General features: G+C 44.4%; 24 protein-coding genes. 6 read left to right on the forward strand and 18 right to left on the reverse strand.

Translation table 11 applies throughout. From position 1 onward, the window contains the following. The first annotated feature begins 52 nt into the window (after positions 1-52). On the forward strand, positions 53-1,519 hold the full coding sequence (locus NDJ01_RS00805) for a sodium-dependent transporter (RefSeq protein ID WP_005398219.1): 1,467 nt from the start codon (positions 53-55) through the stop codon (positions 1,517-1,519). Continuing rightward, entirely contained in the window at positions 1,516-1,611 is a 96-nt protein-coding gene (locus NDJ01_RS00810; RefSeq protein ID WP_005372963.1) for a MetS family NSS transporter small subunit, read from the forward strand. Before NDJ01_RS00805 ends, NDJ01_RS00810 begins: the two co-directional genes overlap by 4 nt. A gap of 61 nt (positions 1,612-1,672) precedes the next feature. Here the strand turns inward: NDJ01_RS00810 and NDJ01_RS00815 are convergent, their stop codons facing one another. The 15 genes from NDJ01_RS00815 to yceD all read right to left on the reverse strand — a co-directional run bounded on the left by NDJ01_RS00815 (position 1,673) and on the right by yceD (position 14,823). Further along, a complete protein-coding gene (locus NDJ01_RS00815) occupies positions 1,673-2,074 on the reverse strand; it encodes a hypothetical protein (RefSeq protein WP_005396996.1) in 402 nt (133 codons plus the stop codon). A gap of 210 nt (positions 2,075-2,284) precedes the next feature. Beyond that, the gene (gene ptsG, locus NDJ01_RS00820) at positions 2,285-3,715 is read right to left on the reverse strand and encodes a PTS glucose transporter subunit IIBC (RefSeq protein ID WP_006743155.1); all 1,431 of its coding nucleotides are present in this window, start codon (positions 3,713-3,715) and stop codon (positions 2,285-2,287) included. 444 nt (positions 3,716-4,159) lie between these two features. Next, on the reverse strand, positions 4,160-4,927 hold the full coding sequence (locus NDJ01_RS00825; protein ID WP_258586091.1) for a TatD family hydrolase: 768 nt from the start codon (positions 4,925-4,927) through the stop codon (positions 4,160-4,162). Beyond that, positions 4,918-5,880 carry a DNA polymerase III subunit delta' gene (locus tag NDJ01_RS00830; RefSeq protein ID WP_046874426.1) on the reverse strand — a complete coding sequence of 321 codons (963 nt, stop codon included), beginning with the start codon at positions 5,878-5,880 and terminating at the stop codon, positions 4,918-4,920. The genes NDJ01_RS00825 and NDJ01_RS00830 overlap by 10 nt, the downstream gene beginning before the upstream one ends. A 27-nt stretch (positions 5,881-5,907) precedes the next feature. After that, entirely contained in the window at positions 5,908-6,540 is a 633-nt protein-coding gene (tmk, locus tag NDJ01_RS00835; RefSeq protein ID WP_031780597.1) for a dTMP kinase, read from the reverse strand. Then, a complete protein-coding gene (mltG, locus tag NDJ01_RS00840) occupies positions 6,537-7,553 on the reverse strand; it encodes an endolytic transglycosylase MltG (protein WP_258586092.1) in 1,017 nt (338 codons plus the stop codon). The genes tmk and mltG overlap by 4 nt, the downstream gene beginning before the upstream one ends. Then, positions 7,550-8,365, reverse strand: a complete 816-nt coding sequence (gene pabC, locus NDJ01_RS00845) for an aminodeoxychorismate lyase (RefSeq protein WP_170902938.1) — start codon at positions 8,363-8,365, stop codon at positions 7,550-7,552. Before pabC ends, mltG begins: the two co-directional genes overlap by 4 nt. 107 nt (positions 8,366-8,472) lie before the next feature. Beyond that, positions 8,473-9,723: a beta-ketoacyl-ACP synthase II gene (gene fabF / locus NDJ01_RS00850; RefSeq protein ID WP_005396984.1), complete on the reverse strand. Its 1,251-nt coding sequence runs from the start codon at positions 9,721-9,723 to the stop codon at positions 8,473-8,475. Positions 9,724-9,816: 93 nt separating this feature from the next. Continuing rightward, positions 9,817-10,050 (reverse strand): acyl carrier protein, encoded by a 234-nt coding sequence (acpP, locus tag NDJ01_RS00855; RefSeq protein WP_004406112.1) that lies wholly within the window; start codon positions 10,048-10,050, stop codon positions 9,817-9,819. 246 nt (positions 10,051-10,296) lie between these two features. Next, entirely contained in the window at positions 10,297-11,031 is a 735-nt protein-coding gene (gene fabG, locus NDJ01_RS00860) for a 3-oxoacyl-ACP reductase FabG (protein WP_031780596.1), read from the reverse strand. A gap of 46 nt (positions 11,032-11,077) precedes the next feature. Beyond that, positions 11,078-12,001 carry an ACP S-malonyltransferase gene (gene fabD, locus NDJ01_RS00865; RefSeq protein ID WP_012841591.1) on the reverse strand — a complete coding sequence of 308 codons (924 nt, stop codon included), beginning with the start codon at positions 11,999-12,001 and terminating at the stop codon, positions 11,078-11,080. A 75-nt stretch (positions 12,002-12,076) separates the two neighbouring features. Beyond that, entirely contained in the window at positions 12,077-13,027 is a 951-nt protein-coding gene (locus NDJ01_RS00870) for a beta-ketoacyl-ACP synthase III (protein ID WP_005396980.1), read from the reverse strand. 5 nt (positions 13,028-13,032) lie between these two features. Next, the gene (plsX, locus tag NDJ01_RS00875; RefSeq protein ID WP_012841590.1) at positions 13,033-14,058 is read right to left on the reverse strand and encodes a phosphate acyltransferase PlsX; all 1,026 of its coding nucleotides are present in this window, start codon (positions 14,056-14,058) and stop codon (positions 13,033-13,035) included. A 10-nt stretch (positions 14,059-14,068) separates the two neighbouring features. Continuing rightward, a complete protein-coding gene (gene rpmF, locus NDJ01_RS00880; RefSeq protein ID WP_005396978.1) occupies positions 14,069-14,239 on the reverse strand; it encodes a 50S ribosomal protein L32 in 171 nt (56 codons plus the stop codon). 59 nt (positions 14,240-14,298) lie between these two features. Beyond that, positions 14,299-14,823 carry a 23S rRNA accumulation protein YceD gene (yceD, locus tag NDJ01_RS00885; RefSeq protein ID WP_005387307.1) on the reverse strand — a complete coding sequence of 175 codons (525 nt, stop codon included), beginning with the start codon at positions 14,821-14,823 and terminating at the stop codon, positions 14,299-14,301. A 149-nt stretch (positions 14,824-14,972) separates the two neighbouring features. On the opposite strand from yceD, the gene NDJ01_RS00890 reads away from it, so the two are divergent. Further along, on the forward strand, positions 14,973-15,554 hold the full coding sequence (locus tag NDJ01_RS00890) for a nucleoside triphosphate pyrophosphatase (protein ID WP_145532880.1): 582 nt from the start codon (positions 14,973-14,975) through the stop codon (positions 15,552-15,554). 59 nt (positions 15,555-15,613) lie between these two features. Here NDJ01_RS00890 and rluC read toward each other — a convergent pair whose 3' ends face one another. Then, complete coding sequence (gene rluC, locus NDJ01_RS00895; RefSeq protein WP_005396975.1) at positions 15,614-16,558, reverse strand: 23S rRNA pseudouridine(955/2504/2580) synthase RluC; 945 nt, start codon at positions 16,556-16,558, stop codon at positions 15,614-15,616. A gap of 639 nt (positions 16,559-17,197) precedes the next feature. On the opposite strand from rluC, the gene rne reads away from it, so the two are divergent. Together rne and NDJ01_RS00905 are read left to right on the forward strand one after the other, a co-directional pair. Further along, a complete protein-coding gene (gene rne, locus NDJ01_RS00900) occupies positions 17,198-20,272 on the forward strand; it encodes a ribonuclease E (protein ID WP_258586093.1) in 3,075 nt (1,024 codons plus the stop codon). Positions 20,273-20,604: 332 nt separating this feature from the next. Continuing rightward, positions 20,605-22,164 carry a SulP family inorganic anion transporter gene (locus NDJ01_RS00905; RefSeq protein WP_005396973.1) on the forward strand — a complete coding sequence of 520 codons (1,560 nt, stop codon included), beginning with the start codon at positions 20,605-20,607 and terminating at the stop codon, positions 22,162-22,164. Between the two features lie 60 nt (positions 22,165-22,224). Here NDJ01_RS00905 and NDJ01_RS00910 read toward each other — a convergent pair whose 3' ends face one another. After that, positions 22,225-22,674 carry a low molecular weight protein-tyrosine-phosphatase gene (locus NDJ01_RS00910; RefSeq protein WP_258586094.1) on the reverse strand — a complete coding sequence of 150 codons (450 nt, stop codon included), beginning with the start codon at positions 22,672-22,674 and terminating at the stop codon, positions 22,225-22,227. Positions 22,675-22,791: 117 nt separating this feature from the next. Here NDJ01_RS00910 and cobO point away from each other — a divergent pair, with 117 nt between their 5' ends. Beyond that, positions 22,792-23,397: a cob(I)yrinic acid a,c-diamide adenosyltransferase gene (cobO, locus tag NDJ01_RS00915; RefSeq protein WP_005396966.1), complete on the forward strand. Its 606-nt coding sequence runs from the start codon at positions 22,792-22,794 to the stop codon at positions 23,395-23,397. 62 nt (positions 23,398-23,459) lie between these two features. Here cobO and NDJ01_RS00920 read toward each other — a convergent pair whose 3' ends face one another. After that, on the reverse strand, positions 23,460-25,547 hold the full coding sequence (locus tag NDJ01_RS00920; RefSeq protein ID WP_258586095.1) for an AsmA family protein: 2,088 nt from the start codon (positions 25,545-25,547) through the stop codon (positions 23,460-23,462). Between the last annotated feature and the right edge of the window lie 59 nt (positions 25,548-25,606).

A 25,606-nucleotide genomic window follows, 5' to 3' on the forward strand; every position in this document is an offset into this window, starting at 1 on the left:
ACTATGTTACGGAGAGAGCTTCATTCCTCAGGGAGTCGTATAGGAGTCAAATATGAAGCGAGAACAATGGGGATCCCGAGCGGGATTCATCTTAGCAGCAGTCGGTTCTGCTATCGGTTTGGGAAACATTTGGCGTTTTCCATACATGGCCTATGAAAACGGTGGCGGCGCATTTTTTATTCCTTACATTTTTGCCATGATCACGGCCGGTATTCCATTTATGATCCTTGAGTTCAGCATGGGACAAAAGTACCGAGGCTCGGCACCCAAAACGCTAGCGAAAATTCACTCCAAATTTGAATGGCTTGGCTGGTTCCAAGTTGGTGTTGCAGCAGTTATCGCCGTTTACTATGTTGCAGTTATCGGTTGGTCGATTTCTTACTTTGGGTTGTCGTTCACTCAAGGTTGGGGAACCGATACAAACGCATTTTTCTTTAGCGAGTACCTAAAGTTAGGTGATAACTCACCAACAGACTTAGGCAGTATTCAATGGAAGATAGCCTTATCTATGGTGATTGCTTGGGCCATTACTTATACCGCCATTGCCAAAGGCGTGAAATCAGGGATTGAGCGCGCATCTAAAATCATGATGCCAATACTATTCTTGATGGTGATTTTTTTAATCGGACGTATGGTTTTCTTGCCAGGAGCTTTGGATGGCGTTAACTACATGTTTGAACCCGATTTCAGCAAAATTTGGGATGTGAAAGTATGGGCAGCTGCGTACGGTCAGATCTTCTTTACCCTAAGCATCGGCTTCGCGATCATGCTGGCTTACTCTAGTTATCTGCCAGAAAAATCAGACATCACGAATAACGCGTTTATGACCGTGTTGATCAACTGTGGCTTCTCCATCCTAGCTGGTATTATGATCTTCTCTGTCTTGGGTTACATGGCTCAAGAACAAGGTAAACCGCTAACAGAAGTGGTATCTGCAGGCGTTGGCCTTGCTTTTGTTACTTTACCTGCGGCAATTAACTTATTACCCGCACCATATATTCTTGGTCCTCTGTTCTTCTTTGCACTGGTGGTTGCTGGTCTAAGTTCGCACATTTCTATCATGGAAGCCGTAACATCCGCCATCATCGATAAGCTAAAGTGGAGCCGAAAAAAAGCTGCAAACGTTGTAATTGGAACTGGTTTTGTGGTTTCTATGGCGTTCGCAACAAATGGCGGTCTATTGCTGCTAGACCTAGTAGACCACTTTGCAAACAACGTTGGCATTATGGTAGGCGGCTTGGTTGAGATTGTATTGATGGCGTGGCTATTGAAACGCGTGCCTGAAGTACGTAATTACGTAAATGAGCGCTCTGATTTCTCTATTGGTCAATGGTTTGAGATCTGTTTACGCTTCGTAACACCGATTATGCTCGCCATTATCTTAGCGACTAAGCTTTATGCTTTATTTACTGAAGGCTACGGTGGTTATGATCTAACTGTAGGCTGGGCACTTATCGCCGCACTATTTATCTTTGGTCTAGTGATTAACGCAGTGAATCGCAAGGAGACAGCGAAATGACAATCAGCGCAATTATTATGATGGTTATTGGTTTAGGTATCACTTGGGGCGGCGCAGCCGTTTGTATCAAGCGAGCCATGGATAAACAATAGCAGTATTGCATTCCAAACAAAAAACGCCGGTATTTACCGGCGTTTTTATGTTTCTTTTATTCTAGAAACTGTATTTGATGCCAACGGCACCACCAAGTTGTAAGTCAGCACCTTTGTAAAGATCTAGCTCTGGGTGTATTTGACCATAAAGATCCCAGCCGCGTGATAAATCCCAGTTCACACCGAGAGGCACACGCACGCCAAACTCATCATCCCATTCATACCAACCACCAACGCCAACATACCAAGTCACAGGCATGTTTTGATCGAATGTTCCACGTTTAGCGATGTAATCAAACGCCATACCATCGTTACCTATAATGCCGCGATACTTATTATCTAACTCAACAACAACACTCAACTGTTGATCGACAGCCATACCAACAGACAAGTTCGTTGGCTCATTTGCCGCCATTGCGGTACTAGAAACTAGTCCTGCTAATAAAATTAATTTGCTCTTCATACACGTTATCAATTATTAAAAAAACATCATGCGCTATTCAAACATAGTGGTGTTTCAATATGTCAACGATGAGTAAGCGCGATGTATGAAAAGACTGGCAAAAGTAAAGATGAGTTTAGGATCACACTCAGAAAGCACTTTTAGCAATGGGAGAGGAACTAAAAAAGGAGGCCGAAGCCTCCTTTTATTCATTGTTATGAATGACGGTGATTAGCCGTGGTTACGGATCCACTCATCCATTTCAGTTTTTAGGTTGTCAGACTTAGTACCGAAGATAGCCTGTACACCACCTGCAACAACTACAACACCAGCAGCGCCAAGTTGTTTCAGTTTGTCTTGGTCAACAGCTGCTGTATCTGCAACCGCGACACGTAGGCGAGTGATACATGCGTCTAGACCAGTAATGTTAGCTTTACCACCGAACGCTGCAACCAGTTCACCACCCATGTCAGAGCCAGAAGTTGCTGCCGCACTTTCTGTTTCATCTTCACGACCAGGAGTTTTTAGGTCAAGTGCTGTGATTACGCCACGGAACACTACGTAGTAAATCACTGCGTATACTAGACCAACAGCAATCATTAGACCCATCTTCTGAGCGTTACCAGATAGAACTAGGAAGTCGATCAGACCGTGAGAGAAAGAAGTACCGTGTACAAAGCCCAGAGTGTTAGAAACAATGTATGCAGAACCAGCTAGTAGAGCGTGGATACCGTATAGTAGTGGAGCAACGAATAGGAATGAGAATTCGATAGGCTCAGTAATACCAGTTAGGAATGAAGTCAGTGCAGCTGACGCCATGATACCCATTACTTTTGCGCGGTTTTCTGGTTTAGCACAGTGAGCAATTGCGATTGCTGCAGCTGGTAGACCAAACATCTTGAACATGTAACCACCCGCTAGCTGACCGAAGCCATTACCAGCAGCACGAGATGCTTCATCAGCAACTAGGTAACAAGTTAGTACGCCGTTTTGAGCTTCACCAGCAGCGTTAACACAAGAACCAGCTTCGAAGAAGAACGGTACGTTCCATACGTGGTGTAGGCCGAATGGGATTAGAGAACGCTCTACAACACCGTAGATACCGAATGCTAGTTGTGGGTTTTGGTGCGCAGCCCAATCAGAGAATGCAGAGATTGCACCGCCAATTGGTGGCCAAATTACAGAAAGGATAACACCAAGGATGATCGCTGCAAAACCAGTGATGATAGGCACTGCACGCTTACCAGCGAAGAAGCCAAGATACTCTGGAAGTTGAATTTTGAAGAAACGGTTGAATGCCCAAGCAGCCACACCACCGACAAGGATACCACCTAGTACACCTGTATCGATTTTCTCAACACCCATAACACCCGCCATTACACCTAGCGTTGCCGTCATGATGCCGTAACCAACGATTGCTGCAAGACCAGCAACACCGTCGTTATTAGTGAAGCCTAGAGCTACACCTACTGCAAATAGAAGTGCCATTTGGCCGAATACTGAACCACCAGCTTGTTCCATAAGATTAGAAACGATCTCTGGAATAAAGCTTAGATGGGCAGCACCCACACCTAATAAAATACCTGCAACTGGTAAAACTGATACTGGAAGCATCAGCGCCTTACCAACTTTTTGCAGGTTAGCAAAAAGGTTCTTAAACATGTTTATGCTCCTGATAAATTTATAAGTATTATTTGGGCACTAACGGCACACCCCCGTAGCCTAAAGGTTAGCACCCAATGAAAATGTAACCACAACTGCATTATATTTTCCGGCTCTAAATATATATTGATGACCCTCAAACTTTCCACACAGTTACGAAATTTAGTTTCAAAACAAGTCTTGGATCACACCCAAAAACAGCTGATGAAAAGGTTTGCATTGCAGTTATATTACTGTTTTATAAAGAGTTTATTATTTATATAATTAATTTTAAGGCGTAAATAAAATACGCTCCAATGTTATTTTTAGTAACAAAATTACATTTGTGATTTTTGAATGTTATTAAATCAACATTTTTAGTAAACATTAAACTCATGAGTATATCTGTTGTTTTTATCAACAAAAAAGGAGCATGCGCTCCTTTTTTATGCTCTTATTGATTTTTCATCGCAAAAAAAGATTTCGGAAATTTTCGGTGGTTTTTTGTGCCACTTCAGAAAGAGAGCACGATTTGAGTTGCGCAATATAAGAAGCCACCTCGACAACATAAGCAGGTTGATTCTCTTTACCTCGGTGAGGGACTGGAGCCAAGTAAGGAGAATCTGTCTCAATGAGAAGCTTCTCTAGAGGTAGAGTCTTCACCACTTCTTTCAACTCTGTAGCTTGACGGAAAGTGACAATCCCCGAGATAGAAATATAAAACCCCAGCTCAAGTGCAGCTTCAGCAAATGGAAGATCTTCTGTAAAACAGTGGATAACACCACCACATTTCTCCGCCCCACCCTTACGCAAAATATCTAGAGTATCCGCACGTGCGTTTCTAGTATGGATAATTAAAGGTTTGTTAAGCTCCACCGCAAGATCAACGTGTTGCTCAAAACGCTCTTTCTGTAACGCTGCCGTTTCTGGCTTATAATGATAATCCAAGCCTGTTTCACCAATGGCAACGACTTTTTCATTCGATGCGTGGTGACGTAGCACGTCCATCGAAAAGTCGCTTTCAACATCAAGTGGGTGTACACCGCACGAAGCATAAACATTCTCATAAGGCTCAATCATTTCCATCATTTTAGGGAAAGAATCCAGCGTAACTCCCACAGAAATCAGCTCGGTTACCTTTGCTTGTTTAGCTTTGTTAATAACGTCTTCCACATTGATGTGGAGATCGTCGTAATTCAATTTGTCTAAATGACAATGAGAATCTACGAACATAATACCTCTCGTGATTCAATTAACCAGTTCATTGATAGTAGCTCAAGGTTTAGACCAGGAAAGGCTTGCACCTGAGCTTTGAGGTCCATCAGCGCCTTCGCTGATGAGTACAAACCGTTGTAGTTGTTCGGCTGAAACTTTATAGCGCCAGGAAGCATTTGTGCTTCTGATACACCAAACTGCGCTTTCTGAGCGTCTGTCAGTAAATACCACGCCCAGTCTAGTGATTGCTCCGAGTGTTTAGCCATTAAAGAAGCACACTCAGAAATGTCTGAGGCAGGAGAAGACATCGCCTTAATAAAAGTGCGCTCAAAAGCCAAGTAAGCATCGAGATCGCCATTATTTAACGCATCCAATGTTTTTATCGGAGAGCCCATATTCAGTTTTAAGGCGTAAGCAGGAACTTGCTGCGCCCCTTGTTCGCGCATCCATTGCATCGCTTGTTCCGTTGACGGCGGCGCAACAACCCAGTGTTGGCAACGGCTACGAATCGTTGGAAGCAGGCGCTCCTGATTGTGGGTAACGAGCAAAAACAAGCACTTTGCCCCAGGCTCTTCTAGCGTTTTTAACAATGCATTCGATGCCGATTCATTCATAGAGTCCGCTGGCTCTATAACAAATAGGCGATAACCATTAAGCTGTGATGATTCCTGAGCAAGACGGTTGCAAGCTCGAACTTGGTCCACCGTTATCGCTTTTCCTTCTTTTTCTGGTTTGATCCAGTGTAAATCTGGGTGGTTGTGTGATTGATTTAATTGACAGCTATGACAAAAACCGCACGCTTCACTGGCGTAATTTTGGCAAAGAAGTGCTTGGCTAAAAAACTCGATAAGTTTTTCGATGCCTAAGCCTTGCTCGCTTTGCAATAAAAGCGCACCTGGTATTCTGTCCGACTCTAGCCCTACTTTGAGGTTATCCCATACTGGCTGCAACCATGGATAATCATTTAACATGAGTCACCTAAATTTAAGTTTCACTTATTATTGACGAGCTAACCACTCGTTAAGAGCGTCCCGAATATCACGCGACACGTCTTCGATCGCCTGCTCAGCGTTAATGATAATGATAGAAGGATCAGCATGAGCAATCTCCAAATAACGCTCTCGTGTACGTTCAAAGAAGCTGATATCCATCTTCTCGATACGATCGAGCTCACCACGCCCACGCGCACGCTCAAGCCCAACGCGAGGGTCGATATCCATATAGAGAGTGAAAGCAGGTTTAAAGTCACCAAGCGTTGTGTCTCGAAGGTTTTTCATTAGCGACGCGTCAATCTGACGGCCACCACCTTGATAAGCCTGCGACGACATATCGTGGCGGTCACCCACCACCCACTGACCGTTCGCCAAAGCTGGTTTGATCACGTTCTCAACCAACTGGACACGTGCAGCATATAGAAGAAGCAACTCCGTCATGTCTTTAAGTTCTTCGCCTTCATGCTCTTCTTTCACCAGAGCGCGCATCTTTTCTGCTAGCGGCGTGCCTCCTGGCTCACGAGTATTTACGATATTTTCAATACCTGCCGCTTTTAGCGTATCTAAAACGGTTTTAATCGCAGTGCTTTTACCCGCGCCTTCTAGGCCTTCAACGACAATAAAGTTTGCTTTCATCATTTGTTCTTTCTTAGTTCTCTTAAATAGGCTCGAACAGCACGATTGTGCTCTGCAAGGGATTTCGAAAATACGTGTCCGCCCTTTCCACTTGCTACGAAATATAAATAGTTGCTGCTTTCTGGATTCAAAGCCGCTTCAATAGAGGCTTCACCTGCCATCGCGATTGGGGTTGGAGGTAAGCCATTGATGGTATAGGTGTTATATGGTGTCGGCGTGCGCAAATCTTTCTTACGAATATTTCCGTCGTAAGCATCACCCATACCATAAATAACCGTCGGATCCGTTTGTAAACGCATGCGTTTGTTCAATCGGTTGATAAACACAGAAGCGACGCGCTCACGCTCAGAGTCAATGGCCGTCTCTTTCTCGATGATAGACGCCAGAATCAAGGCTTCATATTTGTCTTCCAATGGCAGCTTTTCTTGACGAGCTTCCCAGTTAGCATCCAGAATCTTATTGAGTTTTCGATGCGCTCGTTTTAATAACTGGCTTTCACTTGCACCCGCCGTGTAATGGTAGGTTTCTGCTAAAAACAGTCCTTCCAGCTTTTCTCGCTCAATACCCAACTTTGCTGCCATGTCTTTTTCTGAGAGATCGGTTAAGTCATGCTCTAAATAAGGAGCACTTTTCAATTTCTCTACCCACTCAGAAAAGCGGCTGCCTTCAACAAAAGTGATCGCAAACTGGTATTCTTTTCCGGTATTCAGGTGCTCCAATGCTTGCGAAAGCGACATACCAGGCTCTAGTTGATAAGTACCCGCTCGCACTTGCAACAGTTCTGGATATAAGTGAGGTATTAAACGGATGTACTCCGATGTTTCAATTACCTCATCTTCAACTAAGGCGCGCATGACATGATGAAAGCTTGTACCACTTTCTACAGTAAACAGCTGAGGTTGTTCCAATAGAATAGGCCTTTCAACGTATTGTTTAGCCTGTGAAATTATATAAAAAACAGCTGCTGCGCCTATCACTGCGATCAGCACAACAAAAGCCAACAGTTTTTTAATCACGTAGTTAAATTCCCTTGCAGTCGTTGAGTCAATTTTCCTATCGGAAATATAGTCTTAGAGTTAGATGCCACTATGCTTCGAATTGGTGCGACACCTAATATTGAGTTACACATGAAAGCTTCGTCTGCGCTCAGCAAATCTGGAAGTATAAAACGCCCCTCGATGACTTCAATATGACTTACTTTTAGTAACTCAAGCACCTTACGACGCATTACGCCCGCAACGCCAGATAAGGTGAGATCCGGTGTAAATACTTTATTACCTTTAACCCAAAAAAGGTTGGCCATTGTAGTTTCAATGACATGGTTTTGCACATTTAACGTTATTGCATCTGCAAACTCGGTATCGTCGATTTCAGCCTTGGCGAGAATCTGCTCTAAACGGTTGTTGTGCTTGTGTCCAGCAAGTAAAGGTTGAATCCCGAGACGAGTCTCACAAACGCCCAAATCCACGCCTTTTTCTTGCCAAGAAGAGTAATGAGAAGGAAACGCAAAATTGGAGATCGTCACGATAGGGCCTTCAATCCCATTAGGACTATACCCTCGCCCACCAATACCACGGCTAACGTGAATTTTCACCCCAGCTTGTGCATCAGATAAAGCCGCTTTGCTTGCCCAATCACGCACAACTTGCCAGTCAGGGGAAGAGATCTTCAATACGTCAAGGCAGGACTTCATACGCTCAATGTGTTCTTGCCAGTAAACCAACTCTCCGTTTTGGGTCAGAATGGTGGTAAAACCTCCATCACCGTATTGGAATGAGCGATCACCCAGTTCTACATGCGTTTGTGGAACTCCATTTACCCAAAACATTCGCTTACCTTCAAATTAGCAGACAACAAATAAAACAAAACGGCTCAATGCTAAGCATCGAGCCGTTAGAATACAAGTTTCGCTTATCTAAATAAGGTTAGATAGTGTTACTCAGCGAACTTTTTGAAGATCAAAGAACCGTTTGTACCACCAAAGCCAAACGAGTTACAGATAGCGTATTCCATACCTTCAACTTTGCGCGCAGTGTGCGGCACAAGGTCAATGTCTAGACCTTCTTCTGGATCATCAAGGTTAATCGTTGGTGGAACGATTTGGTCAACCAAAGACATAACCGTGATAATTGCTTCAACAGACCCTGCTGCACCTAATAGGTGACCAGTCATAGACTTAGTTGATGATACAAGTACTTGCTTCGCACCTTCTTCACCAAGAGCACGTTTCACGCCCTTGATTTCTGCAACGTCGCCAGCAGGAGTAGATGTACCGTGAGCATTCACATAACCTACTTGGGTACCTGTGATGTTCGCGTCACGCATTGCCGCTTCCATCGCAAGTGCACCACCAGAGCCATCTTCGCTTGGAGAAGTCATGTGGTAAGCATCACCAGACATACCAAAACCAACCAGTTCTGCGTAAATCTTCGCGCCACGTGCTTTCGCGTGTTCGTACTCTTCAAGCACCATCATGCCAGCACCATCACCTAGAACAAAGCCATCACGGCCTTTATCCCATGGACGAGACGCTTTTTGAGGTTCGTCATTACGAGTAGATAGCGCTTTAGCTGCACCGAAGCCAGCCATGCCAAGAGGCGTAGACGCTTTTTCTGCGCCACCAGCAACCATCGCATCTGCATCGCCGTACGCAATCATTCGTGCAGCATGACCGATGTTATGTAGGCCAGTAGTACATGCTGTAGAAATCGCGATATTTGGACCACGAAGACCACGCATGATAGATAGGTTACCTGCAACCATATTTACGATGGTCGAAGGAACAAAAAATGGGCTAACTTTGCGAGGGCCTTTTTCTACTAATGCAGTGTGACCTGTTTCGATCAGATCTAGACCGCCAATGCCTGAGCCGATAGCAACACCAACTCGAGCCGCATTTTCTTCGGTAATTTGTAAGCCAGAGTTATCAAGAGCTTGAATACCCGCTGCAATGCCGTACTGGATGAAAAGATCCATCTTACGAGCATCTTTTTTAGACATGTACTCTGTGCAATCGAAATCTTTAACAAGACCTGCAAAACGAGTTGAGAAGTTCGTAGCATCAAAGTGCTCGATATTCACGATACCACTTTGACCTTCTAGCAGGGCTTTCCAAGATGATTCTACTGTGTTGCCTACCGGTGACAACATACCCATGCCAGTGACAACTACACGACGCTTGGACACGATATAATTCTCCGGGAATTGAATATTTCTATGAGAGGATAGAAGAAGTTAGAAAGAACACAGGCGGTCTAGGAGACCGCCTGGGAGAGCTAATTACTGAGCGCTGTTTACGTAGTCGATTGCAGCTTGAACAGTAGTGATCTTCTCAGCTTCTTCGTCAGGAATCTCAGTGTCGAATTCCTCTTCTAGAGCCATAACTAGTTCTACAGTGTCTAGAGAATCAGCACCTAGATCGTCAACGAAAGAAGCTTCGTTTTTAACTTCTGCTTCGTCTACACCTAGCTGTTCAACAATGATTTTCTTTACGCGTTCTTCGATGTTGCTCATTTTTCTTTTCCTTTACAGATTTCGCCTAATGCGATGATTCCGTAGTTTATTCGAACTATTGAAAGTTGCAAGGGGGTCCTTGCTGGTCAAACCACAAAATTAGCGAATTTAACCGAATTTCAATACATTTTTGACTTAAATCATGCACAAATCTTGCGCATAAGCATGACAAGTTCATGACAGTTAACTGCAACTATAGGCTATTTTTCACAATGTAAAATAGCTTATTTTGCACAAACTGTCTCATTAAACCATGTACATGCCACCATTTACATGCAAAGTTTCACCAGTAATGTACGCTGCTTCAGGAGAAGCAAGGAAAACTACTGCTGATGCAATTTCACGTGGGTCACCTAAACGACCAGCTGGCACGTTCGACAACGTTGCCGCACGTTGCTCATCATTTAGTGCCTTCGTCATGTCAGTTTCGATGAAACCAGGGGCAACAGTGTTCACTGTTACACCACGAGACGCAACTTCACGAGCCATTGATTTAGTAAAACCAATCACGCCCGCTTTCGCTGCTGCGTAGTTAGTTTGACCTGCGTTACCCATGGTACCAACAACAGAGCCTACGTTGATGATACGACCCGCACGTTTTTTCATCATGCCGCGTAAAACCGCTTTAGACATGCGGTAGATAGGCGTTAGGTTGGTATCGATGATGTCGTTCCACTCATCATCTTTCATACGCATCAATAGGTTGTCACGAGTAATACCAGCGTTATTCACCAGAATATCGATCACACCAAATTCTTCGTTGATCGTTTTTAGTGTCGCTTCGATAGACTCGACATCGGTCACGTTCAGTGCCAGACCTTTACCGTTATCACCAAGATACTCGCTGATAGCAGCAGCGCCACTTTCAGAAGTAGCCGTACCGATAACCGTCGCACCGCGCTCTACAAGAAGTTCCGCGATCGCGCGGCCAATACCACGGCTTGCGCCGGTAACTAGCGCGATCTTACCTTCTAGATTCATCATGTTGTGTTTCCTTTTCTTATCGCAAGTTTTATCGCTTGATGGATTACTTCGCCGCGTCTAGCGACGCAACATCATTCACTGCTGCTGCAGTTAGCGTTTTCACGATACGTTTTGTTAGACCTGTTAAAACCTTACCAGGACCAAGCTCAAGAAGCTGTTCTACCCCTTGCTCGTGCATAAGCTCGACTGTTTCAGTCCAGCGAACTGGGCTATGTAGCTGACGAACAAGCGCATCTTTGATTTTTGCAGGATCTGTCTCAGCGACCACATCAACGTTGTTGATAACTGGAAGCTGTGGTGAGTTAAATTCGATAGACTCAAGAGCTACTGCAAGTTTTTCCGCTGCTGGCTTCATAAGCGCACAGTGTGATGGCACTGAAACAGGAAGAGGAAGCGCACGTTTCGCACCAGCTTCTTTACATAGTGCTCCCGCACGCTCTACTGCATCTTTGCTACCCGCGATAACTACCTGACCAGGCGAGTTAAAGTTTACTGGAGAGACCACTTCACCTTGCGCTGCGTCTTCACACGCTTTTGCAATCGCATCATCAGCCAAACCGATAATCGCGTACATAGCGCCAGTACCTGCTGGTACCGCCTCTTGCATTAGCTTACCGCGTAATTCAACCAGCTTGATTGCTTCTTTAAAGTCAATGACACCCGCACATACAAGTGCTGAGTATTCACCTAGGCTGTGACCGGCTAGGTTTGCTGGTTGCTCTAAACCGAGCTCCTGCCATACACGCCAGATTGCAACAGATGAAGCTAGCAAAGCTGGTTGAGTGCGGAAAGTCTCGTTTAAATCTTCTGCAGGTCCATTTTGAACAAGCGCCCATAGATCGTAACCTAGTGCGTCAGATGCTTCTGCAAATGTTTGTTTTACTACGTCATATTGTTCGCCTAGTTCTGCAAGCATACCTACAGCTTGAGAACCTTGACCTGGAAATACGATAGCAAACTTGCTCATGTTGTTTTCCTTTAAGCAAAGTAAAAAGAAATAAGATGCACCAAGTGCACCTTAAATTTTGAATTCTCGTGAAACTTAGAACTTCACCAGAGCAGAGCCCCAAGTGAAACCGCCACCAAACGCCTCTAGCAATAAAGTCTGCCCGCGTTTAATGCGACCATCGCGCACAGCTTCATCCAGCGCAGACGGTACTGTCGCCGCAGAAGTGTTCCCGTGTCGGTCTAATGTCACTACGACTTGGTCCAAAGACATTGAAAGCTTTTTCGCTGTTGCCGAAATAATTCGATAGTTCGCTTGATGCGGTACTAGCCAGTCTAGTTCAGACTTATGCATGTTGTTGGCTTCAAGCGTATCTTTTACTAGTTTCGATAACTGAGTGACAGCGACTTTGAATACTTCGTTACCTGCCATATGAAGCCATTTGTCAGCATCTTGACCACGCTCAGGTACAGGTAGGCTTAGTAGCTCACCGAATTGACCATCCGAGTATATGTGGGTAGAAATAATACCTGGCTCTTGGCTAGCGCCAACGACAACGGCTCCAGCACCATCACCAAATAGGATAATGGTTGAACGGTCTGTCGGATCACACGTTTTAGACAAAGCATCTGAACCAATAACAAGTACGTTTTTACACATACCCGATTTAATATGTTGGTCTGCAACAGATAATGCGTACACAAAACCAGAACAAGCAGCGGCTAAGTCAAAAGCTGGACAACCTTTAATGCCAAGCTTTGCCTGCACCTGACACGCAGATGAAGGGAAAGTATGGCTACTGCTCGTTGTGGCTACGATAATCAGGTCGATATCGTTTTTATCAATACCCGCCATATCGATAGCGTTTTCAGCTGCGTAGAATGCCATGTCCGCTACAGTCTCATTTTCTGCAGCAATTCGACGCTCTTTAATACCCGTGCGAGCAACGATCCACTCATCACTTGTATCTACCATTTTCTCTAGATCTGCGTTTGTACGCACCTGAGATGGCAGGTAGCTGCCAGTACCTAAAATTTTGCTATACATGAAGACTAATAATGCCTCTCGAGTAAAACCGCTTCCAAACGATCGCTAATACGGCTTGGTACTTGTCGTTTGACCTCGTGTACTGCCTCGCCAAGTGCATTGACAATCGCAGATACATCCGCACTTCCATGGCTTTTTATGACAATGCCGCGCAATCCTAGCAAACTTGCGCCGTTATACTGGTCGGGGTTCAGTGTTTTTAGTTCATTAAATAGCCGAGAAAACAACTTTCTAGCAATCCAACCCTTTATCGTTGACGCCATCATACTGGTTTTAATTTTTTCGATAAAAAGTTGAGCTGTTCCCTCACTGGCTTTTAAGCATACGTTGCCGACAAACCCATCACATACAATGACGTCTGCAACATCATGCAAAATTTGATTACCTTCAATATAACCAACAAAGTTAATCGCGTCGGTCTGAGAAAGCATTTCTGCGCAACGTTTGACTAAATCGTTACCTTTAATCTCTTCTGCGCCAATGTTGAGTACAGCAACGCGAGGAGGACAACCTAAGTGTTCTTCTGCTAATGCACTGCCCATTACAGCAAATTGGAACAAACTATCAGCATCGCACGATACATTCGCACCTAGATCTAGCATCCAAGTACGCTTTCCAGTAATCGTCGGTAAAGCTGAAACTAAAGCAGGACGTTCAATACCAGGAAGTAACTTAAGAATGAAACGCGATAGTGCCATTAATGCACCGGTGTTGCCACCACTAACACAAGCATCCGCCTTCTGCTCAGAAACCAAATCGATAGCCATACGCATGGAACTATTTTGGCTATTACGTAGTGCCAATGAAGGTTTTTCTGAGTTCGAGATAACTTTCTCACTATGAAGAATAGTCAAGCGGGAACTGGTCGAGGTACCGAGTTGAGATAATTGAGACGTGATCAGAGATTGATCACCTATAAGAATCACTTTTAGCTCTGGGAAATGAGACAGTGCCTGCACGGCGGCAGGCACTGTTACGCGTGGACCGAAATCCCCGCCCATTGCATCAAGTGCAACGGTAATACTTTGCAAAGGTTCAACCTTACTTGTTGATAACCTTTTGACCACGGTAGTAACCTTCAGCAGTTACGTTGTGGCGTAGGTGAGTTTCACCAGAAGTCGCGTCTACAGATAGAGCAGCTGTAGTTAGCGCATCGTGTGAACGACGCATACCGCGCTTAGAACGAGTTTTACGGTTTTTCTGTACGGCCATTGACCCTACTCCTATACTATTGGGTTAAAAACCTGAAGAAGAATCGGTTACCACACCTATTACTTTTTCAGACTTTTCAAAACGTCGAATGGATTCGGTTTTTCTTCCTCAATTTCTTCAGGAATCTCACCAAAAACCATGTTATTTGAATCAACGCTACAATCCGCTTCATCGTGCATCGCAATTTGAGGTAATGCTAAGATGAACTCGTCTTCAACCAGTTGTATAAGGTCTAATTCACCATATTCATTTAGATCTACCAAATCATAAATTTCTGGTGCTTCCTGTTCCGTTTTCTCACCATAGTAAGGAGTAGAAAGGAATTCAACTTCGCACTCATGTGCGAATACCTCATTACAACGCTGACACTCTAAATCGACTTCGATGTTAGCTTTACCAGAGATAACAACGAGTCGCTGTTCATCCATCCCAAATGACAATGAGACTTCTGCGTCGCGTTTTACGCCTTCAGTTGTTTCCACTAAGCGCTTGAAAAGACTAGCTTGGATGATGCCATCGTAATCCAATCGTTTCTGTGCAGCTTTAGCTGGGTCAACCGTTCGCGGTATTTTTACCTTTTGCATAGGGCGCGAATATTATCTTCCAAATCAAAATTAGTCAAAGAAAAAGGCAAAAAAGTTGTACTTTTTTACGCTTAACATACAGAGCATTAGCCAGAATCATTTTTGATCGATTATCCTATTGGAAATGCTCCCACGAATTGTAATTCAAAATGAAAAATTACCAACTGGTTTTAGCTTCAACCTCCCCTTTTCGTAAACAACTGCTTGAAAAGCTTTCACTACCGTTCATTTGTTTATCACCTGATTGCGATGAAACACCGTTTGACCAGGAAAGGCCTCTTGAACTGGTGCAAAGATTGGCCCAAGAGAAAGCAACATCTTGCCAGACGGATAAAGCAAGTTTAGTTATCGGCAGTGACCAGGTTTGTGTCATTAATGGTGAAATCGTTGGCAAGCCTTTAAATAGAGACAACGCAATAAATCAACTTTTGTCTCAAAGTGGAAAAGTCATCACGTTCTATACCGGTCTTGCGGTACATAACACCGTCACAAACCATACAGAAGTCGGCTTTGATTCTTTCGAAGTACACTTTAGAGATTTGACGCTTGAACAAATCGAACGCTACGTCGACAGGGAAGAACCTTTTTACTGCGCAGGCAGCTTTAAAAGCGAAGGAATGGGAATTTGTTTGTTTAACAAATTAGTGGGTAAAGATCCGAATACACTTGTCGGGCTACCACTGATTGATTTGATTGATATGTTGCATGTTCAGGGACTCGATGTCCTTTAATCCAAAGACTATAAAAGGGAGCCACAGGCTCCCTTTTTATGTCCGCGAGGAAAACATGGTTACGCGTTTCTTAAACCCGCCAACACTTTTTCTAGCTTCGGTTCCATCGGTGCGTTGATTTCCATCCACTCATCATTTGATGGGTGTTGGAACTTGATGTTCGCCGCGTGTAGGAACAAACGATCTAAACCAACTTGACCTGTGTAAGCATCAAAGCGACGATCACCGTAGCGATCATCCCAAGCGATTGGGTGACCAGTGTATTGCGTATGAACTCGGATTTGGTGAGTTCGACCAGTAATCGGACTCGCTTGAATCAATGTTGCTTGTTCAAACTTTTCCAAAATCTTAAAACGCGTTTCAGACGGCTTACCGTTAGGGTTAACACGAACAATACTGTTCACTTCGTTTTTAAGCAGTGGCGCGTTCACAACCTTACAACTGCTTTTCCATTGTCCCATGACAAGAGCTAAGTAAAACTTCTTCACTGTCTTTTCACGAAACTGGGCTTGCAAGTGACGAAGTGCAGAACGCTTCTTAGCAACCAGCAAGATACCTGAAGTATCACGGTCAATACGATGCACAAGTTCAAGAAAGCGAGCTTGAGGACGAAGAGCTCTAAGCGCTTCAATCGCGCCAAACTTTAAGCCACTGCCACCATGCACAGCGGTACCAGATGGTTTGTTTAGAATCAACATATGATCATCTTCGAAGATGATCATATCTTCCAACTCTGCGACTTTGTTTAGTTTCGTACTTGGCGCGACATCGTCATCTTTTTTCTCGACTGTCACCGGTGGAATACGAACGAGATCGCCTGCTTTTAACTTGTACTCTGCTTTTATACGCTTTTTATTTACACGTACTTCGCCCTTACGCACGATTCGGTAAATCATGCTTTTAGGGATGTCTTTTAATTGGTTGCGCAAAAAATTATCAATGCGCTGACCCGCCATATCTTCGTCAATGTCGACGAACTGGACTTTTGTTCTTATTTCGCTCATGGGCGGTATTGTAAACTCAATTTCGCGCGACTTCACATTATTCTTGTCGTAAAAGAAACACTTGATAGTACAAACTGGTCTAAATTTCGCCAAGCTTTTGTTTAAATTATTAAAACTCTCAATCGAGTTCTCAATTTGTTTTCTGTCTTGATCAGTTTGCACATCTCAATTGCTTATGAAACAGCCAGTTATAAATTAGAAATTTTGAGTTTAGCGGCAAATTTTCTATCGTTTGCGTGAAAGCAGATTGCTGATAGCCACGCGCACTGCTATAGTTCACAGCTGCTAAGGAAGGTTTGGTTACATTTTATTCATTACCAATCATTTATCCTCAAGCAATGTGAGTAGATCGTTGAAGGTCGAGTGCAGCATTGGCGTGAGACACATCGAATTCAACACTCTTGCCACCCTACTCCTCGCATATTCACGTTGAGTACCTACCGCCCAAATAGCGGGTCACAAGTCTACGTTTCCAACAGAAACCACAAGAGGCTTGTGATGACTGAAGTGCCCGAGAGCATCCCCTTCCAGCCGGGAGGCTGCAAAATACAAGCCATGGGATCAGGCACCGTGAAAGAGCGAAAAAACAGTGGCAAGTCGACAAGAAAGATATAAAAGAAAAGACAACGAGAATTTTCAATGAAAAGAATGTTAATTAACGCAACTCAAAAAGAAGAGTTGCGTGTCGCTCTGGTTGATGGCCAGCGACTTTTCGATCTTGATATCGAGAGTCCAGGTCATGAATCTAAAAAAGCGAATATCTACAAAGGACGTATCACACGTATCGAACCAAGCTTAGAAGCCGCATTTGTTGATTACGGCGCCGAGCGTCACGGTTTCCTCCCTCTCAAAGAAATTGCCCGCGAATATTTCCCTGAAGGTTACACCTACCAAGGTCGTCCAAGCATCAAAGAAGTGCTAACGGAAGGCCAAGAAGTTATCGTTCAAGTGGAAAAAGAAGAACGTGGAAGCAAGGGCGCAGCTCTTACTACTTTCATTTCTCTTGCTGGTAGTTACCTTGTTCTGATGCCTAACAACCCTCGCGCAGGCGGTATTTCTCGCCGAATCGAAGGTGACGAGCGTACTCAACTAAAAGCCGCATTAAGTACTTTGGAACTGCCTCAGGGCATGGGCCTAATCGTACGTACTGCTGGCGTTGGCAAGAGTGCTGAAGAACTTGAGTGGGATTTGAATGTACTACTTAACCACTGGGGTGCAATCAAAGGTGCAGCGGACTCGAACCCTGCTCCATTCTTAATCCACCAAGAAAGTAACGTTATCGTTCGTGCAATCCGTGACTATTTGCGTCGTGATATTGGCGAAATCTTAATTGACAGCAACACCATCTACGAACGTGCAAAAGAGCACATTCAATTGGTGCGCCCTGATTTCCTTAACCGCGTTAAGAAATATGAAGGCGAAGTTCCACTATTCAGCCACTACCAAATCGAAAGCCAAATTGAATCAGCTTTCCAACGTGAAGTGCGTCTGCCATCTGGTGGTTCTATTGTTATTGACCCAACCGAAGCACTAACGTCTATCGATATCAACTCTGCTCGTGCAACCAAGGGCGGCGATATTGAAGAAACAGCTCTAAACACGAACCTAGAAGCAGCCGACGAAATTGCTCGCCAGTTACGTCTACGTGACTTGGGTGGCTTAGTGGTTATCGACTTTATCGATATGACACCTGTTCGCCACCAACGAGAAGTAGAAAACCGTCTACGTGAAGCCGTTCGTCTTGATCGCGCTCGTGTACAAATCGGTCGTATTTCTCGCTTTGGTTTATTGGAGATGTCACGTCAACGTTTAAGCCCTTCTCTAGCAGAAGCAAGCCACCACATCTGTCCTCGCTGTAGCGGTACTGGAGTCGTTCGCGACAACGAATCTCTAGCACTTTCTGTACTTCGTTTAATCGAAGAGGAAGCACTGAAAGACAATACAGCGCAAGTTCTCGCAGTTGTACCTGTGCCAATCGCTTCTTACTTGTTGAACGAAAAACGTCGTTCAGTTAACCATATCGAACGCATTCAAGAAGTGAAGATTACGGTTGTTCCAAACTCTGACATGGAAACGCCGCACTTCGAAGTTATCCGTGTTCGTGAAGGTGAAGAGTTCGATCTGATTTCTTACCTACTTCCTAAAAAACTGGAAGCAATGAAAGAAGCGGAAGGTAAAGAGCCAGCGGAAGTTGACGTAAAACCTAAACGAATCGAAGAACCTGTTCTTAAAGGCTTTGCGGCTCCTTCTCAAACGGCACCTGCACCAGCAGCTAAACCTGCCCCTGAGGCGAAGAAGAAAGAACAGAAAGTTGAACAAGAAGAAAAACCTGGACTGTTCAGCCGTTTGTTTAAAGCACTTGGTAGTTTCCTATTCGGCGGTTCTGAAGAAGTAAAAGAAGAACCGAAACCTCAGGAAGAGAAAAAGCCAAATCGCGATAATCGACGTAACAAACGTGATCGCAATGATCGTCGTCGCAATAACAACCAACGCGATAATCGTGAGAACCGCGACAATCGTGATAACCGTGATAACCGACGTCGTCGTAAGCCTCGTGATGAGCAAGCGAATGAGCAAAACGAAGCTCAACAACAAACCAATAAACAGCAAAACCGCAACCAAAAGCGTAAGCCTAAAGCTCAACAAGCAGACAAAGCCCAAGAGCAAAAAGCAAATGCAAAAGTAGCGGAAAAAGGCCTGCAGCTAGCGGCGGAAGCTCGAACTGAAACAAAACCAGAAGAGAGCAAACCAAAGCAACAAAACGCGAAAGCAGAAAAAGTGAAGGAGCGTCGCCAACGTCGCAAACTGAACAAGTCTGTACGCGTTAAAGACCAAGAAGCGGTTGAGAAGAAAGCAGAAGAAACGGCGGTTAAGACTCAAGAAACGGTTGAAACCAAAGTTGAGAAGCCAACAGAAGCAGCGGTAGAAGCACAGCAAGACAACAAGCAAGCAGAGTCTAAGCAACGTCGTAACCGTCGTTCGCCACGTCACCTGCGTGCAAGCGGTCAGCGCCGTCGCCGTGGTCGCGATCGCCGTCCTAACCCGTTCCGCCTGCGTAAAGGTGGTGTAGCTTCTCCTGAGATGGCTATGGGTAAAGTAATGCCGCGCTACATTCCGAAACCAGCACCTAAGAAAGAAGAGCAAGTTAAGGAAGAAGCAATACCTACAATGCAAGGTGGTTTTGCTTGCCCAGAAATGGCTATGGGTAAAGTGATTATTCGCCGCGAGCAACCTGTTGTAACAGAAGCACCAGTTGTTGAATCAAAGGTTCAAGAAACAGTTGAAGCGAAAGTTGAATCTCCAGCAGTAGAAGCACCTGTTGTGGAAGCAGTAATCGCAGAAAAAACTGAATCGGCAGTAGTAGAAACAGCCTCTGTAGAGCCTATCGTTGAAACTCCTGCAACTGAACATGCTGAACCGGTTGATGCCATTGTAGAAACGGCACCAGCTGAAGAGCCTGTGGTTGAAGCAGCAAAAGAGATTGCAGCCGAAGCGCCAGTAGCTAAACCAGAGCCTAAAGTCGAAGCCATTAAAGTTGCGGCTAAGCTAAACGCTAGCGCACCGATGACGAAAGCACCTGGCCCTCAAGAGCTACGCGAAATCACGGTTGCAGCAGCGCCGTTCAAAACCGAACGTTACCAAGCTAAAGGTGCGGGTAGCCAAGTGGCAAAAAACCGCGCATCGGCAGAGATGACAAAGCCTAACTTTAACTAGGCTAAATCATTACGTTCAACTGCTTAACGGCATAAATAAATGAAAGGCTACCATCTGGTAGCCTTTTTTATCTTCATATTTTCCCAATAAATTGTTCATATAAATACCAATTCGTGATCACATTTGTACGCCATTATTCGTATCATTCTTGAACTTAATCACACTTTTCGGTAGCATGCGCCGACTCAAGTTTTCGACACCATTCTGATGCTGCTCTTTTAATACTACGGTTTACACTGCAATGTTTGATTAGAAATCAACCACTCAGTGGCTTGTGCAAATACGAATATGTGTCGGGTTTAACTCATTGCAAAGAGAACTTAAAAACAAACATGTTCGAATTTCCCCAATTTTCTAAGCACTCCGTAAAAAATGATGTGCTATCAGGCTTAACCGTTGCGCTAGCATTGGTTCCTGAAGCTGTCGCATTTGCGTTCGTCGCAGGCGTAGATCCGATGGTCGGTCTTTACGCTGCATTCATCGTTGGTCTTATTACTTCCATTTTCGGTGGTCGTCCCGGCATGATCTCTGGTGCAACAGGTGCCATGGCAGTCGTAATGGTTTCGCTTGTCGCGACTCACGGTGTCCAGTACCTATTCGCAGCCATCATGCTCGCTGGTATTCTTCAAATTGCCGCTGGTATGTTTAAATTGGGTAAGTTCATCCGTATCGTGCCTCACCCTGTGATGATTGGTTTTGTGAACGGTCTGGCTATTGTTATCTTCCTAGCTCAGCTGGGTCAGTTTAAAGCGCCAGATATCAACGGCATGCTTACTTGGCTACCACAAGACCAAATGCTGCTAATGCTTGGTTTGGTTGCGCTAACTATGGCAATCATTCACTTTCTACCAAAAATCACAACGGCTGTACCCTCTTCACTTGTTGCAATCGTAACGGTGACTGCTTTAGTGGTTGGTTTGGATCTGGAAACTCGCACTGTTGTTGACTTCTTGCGTACAATGTCTGGTGATGAAGCGGCAACACTCGCAGGTTCACTGCCGACCTTCTCTATTCCGGCGGTGCCATTTACGCTAGAAACTCTACAAATCATTCTTCCATACGCGATCATTCTAGCGGCCATTGGTCTAATTGAATCTCTGCTAACGCTGACAGTTTTAGATGAGATGACGAACACTCGTGGTCAATCTAACCGCGAATGTATAGGTCAAGGTATGGCAAACATGACGTGTTCTGTGTTTGGTGCTATGGGTGGTTGTGCAATGATTGGTCAGTCGATGATCAACGTAAACTCAGGTGGTCGCGGTCGTCTATCTGGTATCGTTGCTGCTATCGCTCTATTGATGTTTATCTTATTCGCTTCTTCGTTAATTGAAATGATCCCACTCGCTGCTCTGGTTGGTGTGATGTTCATGGTTGTAATTGGTACATTCGAATGGGCAACATTTAAACTAGCGCGTCGCGTACCGAAGCAAGACTTCTTCGTTATTGTTCTTGTGACCGTTGTTACTGTTCTTACTGACCTAGCCGTTGCCGTAGCGGTTGGTGTTATTGTTTCTGCATTAATGTTTGCATGGCAACACGCTAAGCATATCTATGCCGACACGTGCTTAAACGAGGAAGGTTCAAAAGAGTACAAGATTCACGGTCCTATTTTCTTTGGTTCTGCCGCTAACTTCTTGGAGTTGTTTAACGCGCCTGAAGATCCAAAAGATGTGATTGTCGATTTTGCAGACTCTCGCGTGACGGATCACTCCGCAATTGAAGCGATTGAAACACTAGCAGAGCGTTACAACTCTCAAGGTAAAACACTACACCTTCGCCACCTAAGTCCAGATTGCCGCAAGCTTTTAGATAAAGCGGGCAGCTTGGTTGAAATAAATGTGAAGGAAGACCCAAGCTACAAAGTGGCAACCGACATTTTAGCGGGTTAATACAAATAAAAAGGGATGGGCTCAGCTCATCCCTTTTCCTATTGTCTTCAAGCCCGGCGATTATAGCTTCTTCAAAATCTCCTCTGATGCCTCTTCGATTAAATCAAGCACCAGTTCAAAGCCATCTTTTCCACCATAATATGGATCAGGGACTTCATCATAATCTGACCCAGAATGACTTAAAAATAACGATACTTTGTGTCGATACTTCAACGGACAAATATCCAATAAATCGGCTAAATTTGCTTTATCTGCGGCTAATATCAGGTCAAACTTTTCAAAGTCATCCATGGTAACTTGACGCGCACGCATTCCTTTAAAAGAGTAACCTCGCTGCTTTCCTGCGGCCATTGCCCTTGAATCCGGTGGGTTTCCTGCGTGGTAGCCAATCGTACCTGCCGAATCAACCTCCACGGCAATACCCAACTCTTGAGCTTTCGCTCTTAACACTGCTTCTCCGGTTGGTGACCGACAAATGTTTCCCATACAAACAACAAGTATTTTCTTCATTTTATTCCCTGAATTATCGGTGGTTTTTCTTCACGATATGTTGGTCTATCATAGCGAGATAAATCAATGAACCCAAATTAGCTTGGGCACAGCACGAAAAGGAATTGAGGAAGTATTATGTCTATCGAAGAAAATAAAGAAGCACGCCATAAGGCTCGCCAACAAAAAGTCAAAGAACAGGTAGACGCAAAAATTGCTGCTGCTCAAGAGGAAAAAGGTCTGCTACTGATCATTACCGGAAATGGTAAAGGTAAATCGACATCAGGGTTCGGTACGATAGCACGCGCAGTGGGTCATGGTTTGAATTGTGCTGTCGCGCAGTTTATTAAAGGTACTTGGGATAATGGTGAGCGCAACCTACTTGAGAAACTCGGCGTTGAGTTCCAAGTAATGGCGACCGGCTTTACATGGGAAACTCAAAACAAAGCCGCTGATACCGAAGCAGCGCAAGGCGTATGGCAAGAATGTAAGCGCATGCTCAAAGATGAATCTATCGATGTGGTTCTTTTTGACGAGCTGACGTACATGGTGAGCTACGGCTACATTGATTTAGACGAGGTCGTTGAAGCGCTGAACAACCGCCCTAAAATGCAGTCGGTTGTCATTACTGGTCGTGGCGCTCATCGCACTCTGATTGAAATGGCTGATACCGTTTCTGAAGTGAAGAATGTAAAGCATGCATTTGAGTCAGGCGTCAAAGCGCTGAAAGGTGTCGACTGGTAAAGCTCACCAGCAGAATTAAAAAAGGGTTGGCTAATGCCAACCCTTTTTGCTTTGGCTCGAATCTAATTGAATAGATTCTTTATCAAACCATCGACTGCTTCTTTGGTTTTTTCGTCTTTGATCTTGTCCGTTAGCTTCTCTACACCACGGTCAATTTCTTTCTGAGCTTTCTGCTTCAGAACATCATCAAATACGAGCTTGAATTTAGGATCCGCCCACTTACCAGACACATTGATTGGAATCGTGATATCTTTCAGCTCATCTATATCTTTGCCGCCTTGGCCTTCTAGGCTGCCTACAACTGACGTGCTGATAGTAAAGTCGACTGTTTCATTGATGTAGTTTGCGGTACCTTTACCACGAACACGTAACAATGGAGACTGAGCTTGCATATTATCCGTTGATACTACACCTTTGTTGAGTTTCAATGTCGCCGTCATCGCACTAAAGTCTGTTTTCTTAACTTCATTGGTGCCTTCGACTTTTTGCCCTTTAAATTTTGCGTAGTTTTCACGAATCAACTGAGCAACGTTGATGCCATTTACCGCACCGTCAGCAAAATTGATAACAACCGTACCAGAAAGATTCTTCTTGATACCGGTAGGCGTTAGACTCTTACCGGTAACATTCACATCAATGTTACCCGTCCCTTCAAGCTTGTCGTTATCAGCGACATCAATAAGTAACGGTTGAACTTTCACGCCTTTGATTGACTTTTTCACACTGTAAGTCGCTGGTGATTGGCGTGCATCTAACTTCGCTGTCGCTGAGATTGTGCCTTGGTACAGCTTCGAACTAAATGAAGTAAGCTCAAATACGCCACGATTTACAGTGAAGCTCGTTTTTACCGCTTCCATCTTCGCATTTGCCGCTTTGAATTTGTCGATGGTAATGTCACCCTTTACATCTAACGTTTTCAACGCAGACAAATCAGGCTCAACCTCAGACCCAGCTGGAGCACTCTCGCCACCAGAAGCAGGCTTATTACCTTCGGAATCTTGCTGATCTAATCCTAAGAATTCATCAAGATCGATATTTGGGCTATGGAGAGCAAATCGTACTTTAGGAATATCACCAAGTGTCACATCTGCTTTACCATCTAAGGCAATAGCATTCGCTGTTAACTTCTCTAGGACAAAACTCAGGTGGTTTTTCGTCAGGTCGAAAGACAGATCAGACACCATGTCGACTTTCATCGGTGACTGAGGTAATGCATCACCCTCAAAAGTCGATTTAAGAGTTAACTTATCCAACTGCACTTTGCTGATAGCCTTGTCCACGCTAAGTTGACCAGCACCCTGCATATCTAACTTCATACCACCAGCGTCGCCTTTCATTGCATAAGTCAGGTTATTTACTTTATCGAATTCAAAAGTATCTAAACCGATCGTTGCCGATTCAATCTTATTGGCAGGGTCAGAGTATGTCGCATCAAAGTTGATGTTCTTTAGCGCGTAGTTTGCCAAACCTTTTTCTAGCTTAAAGTCGGCCTGACCTTTCGCTGTGAACTTTTGGTCATTCATTTCGCCCTTCACGCCAAAATCAGCCGTTGTCCAGTTGTCAAAAGCGAATTCGGAAAGGTTTAATGAGATATCATAAAGTTTGGTATAACTACCGGCTTGCTTATCCTGCATTTCTAATGAGCCATTAGAAACCGTAACACCAGCAAGATTAATGCTCCAATCAGAGCCAGAAGGCTGCGTTTCACCATTTTGCGTAGGCGCAGTATCGCTCGCTTGCTCTGCTTGTTGTGTTTGGGCTTTCGTCAATGCATCAATATTCTTGCTGCCATCTTTCTTGGTTTCGATATAGAACTCAGCCCCATCAAGCGTGACGTTTCCAATTTCAAGCTGTTGACTAAAAAGTGGCATGACAGAGATATCTACACCAACGGTATCAACTTTGAATAAATTGGGTTTACTAAAGCCTTGTGGGTTTCGCAATTCTGTATGTCCCAACTCAAAGCCGATCGATGGGAAAAATTGCCAACTGATATCTCCTTCAATCACTAGTTCTAAACCGGTTTGCTTTTGCGCTTGCTCAACAATAAGGGGCTTAAACTGGTTAGGATTGACGAAGATGGTTAACGCTAAAATTGCGACTAAAATGACCACAATCGGTATTGCTAGAATTAAGAGCAGTTTCTTCATTTGTTTTTCCTTGCTCGAGTGTTTTTACAATTATAAGCGCAGACTCCATTTACCGCTGA

The sequence above is a fragment of the Vibrio sp. HS-50-1 genome (assembly GCF_024747315.1).
GTDB lineage: Bacteria > Pseudomonadota > Gammaproteobacteria > Enterobacterales > Vibrionaceae > Vibrio > Vibrio diabolicus.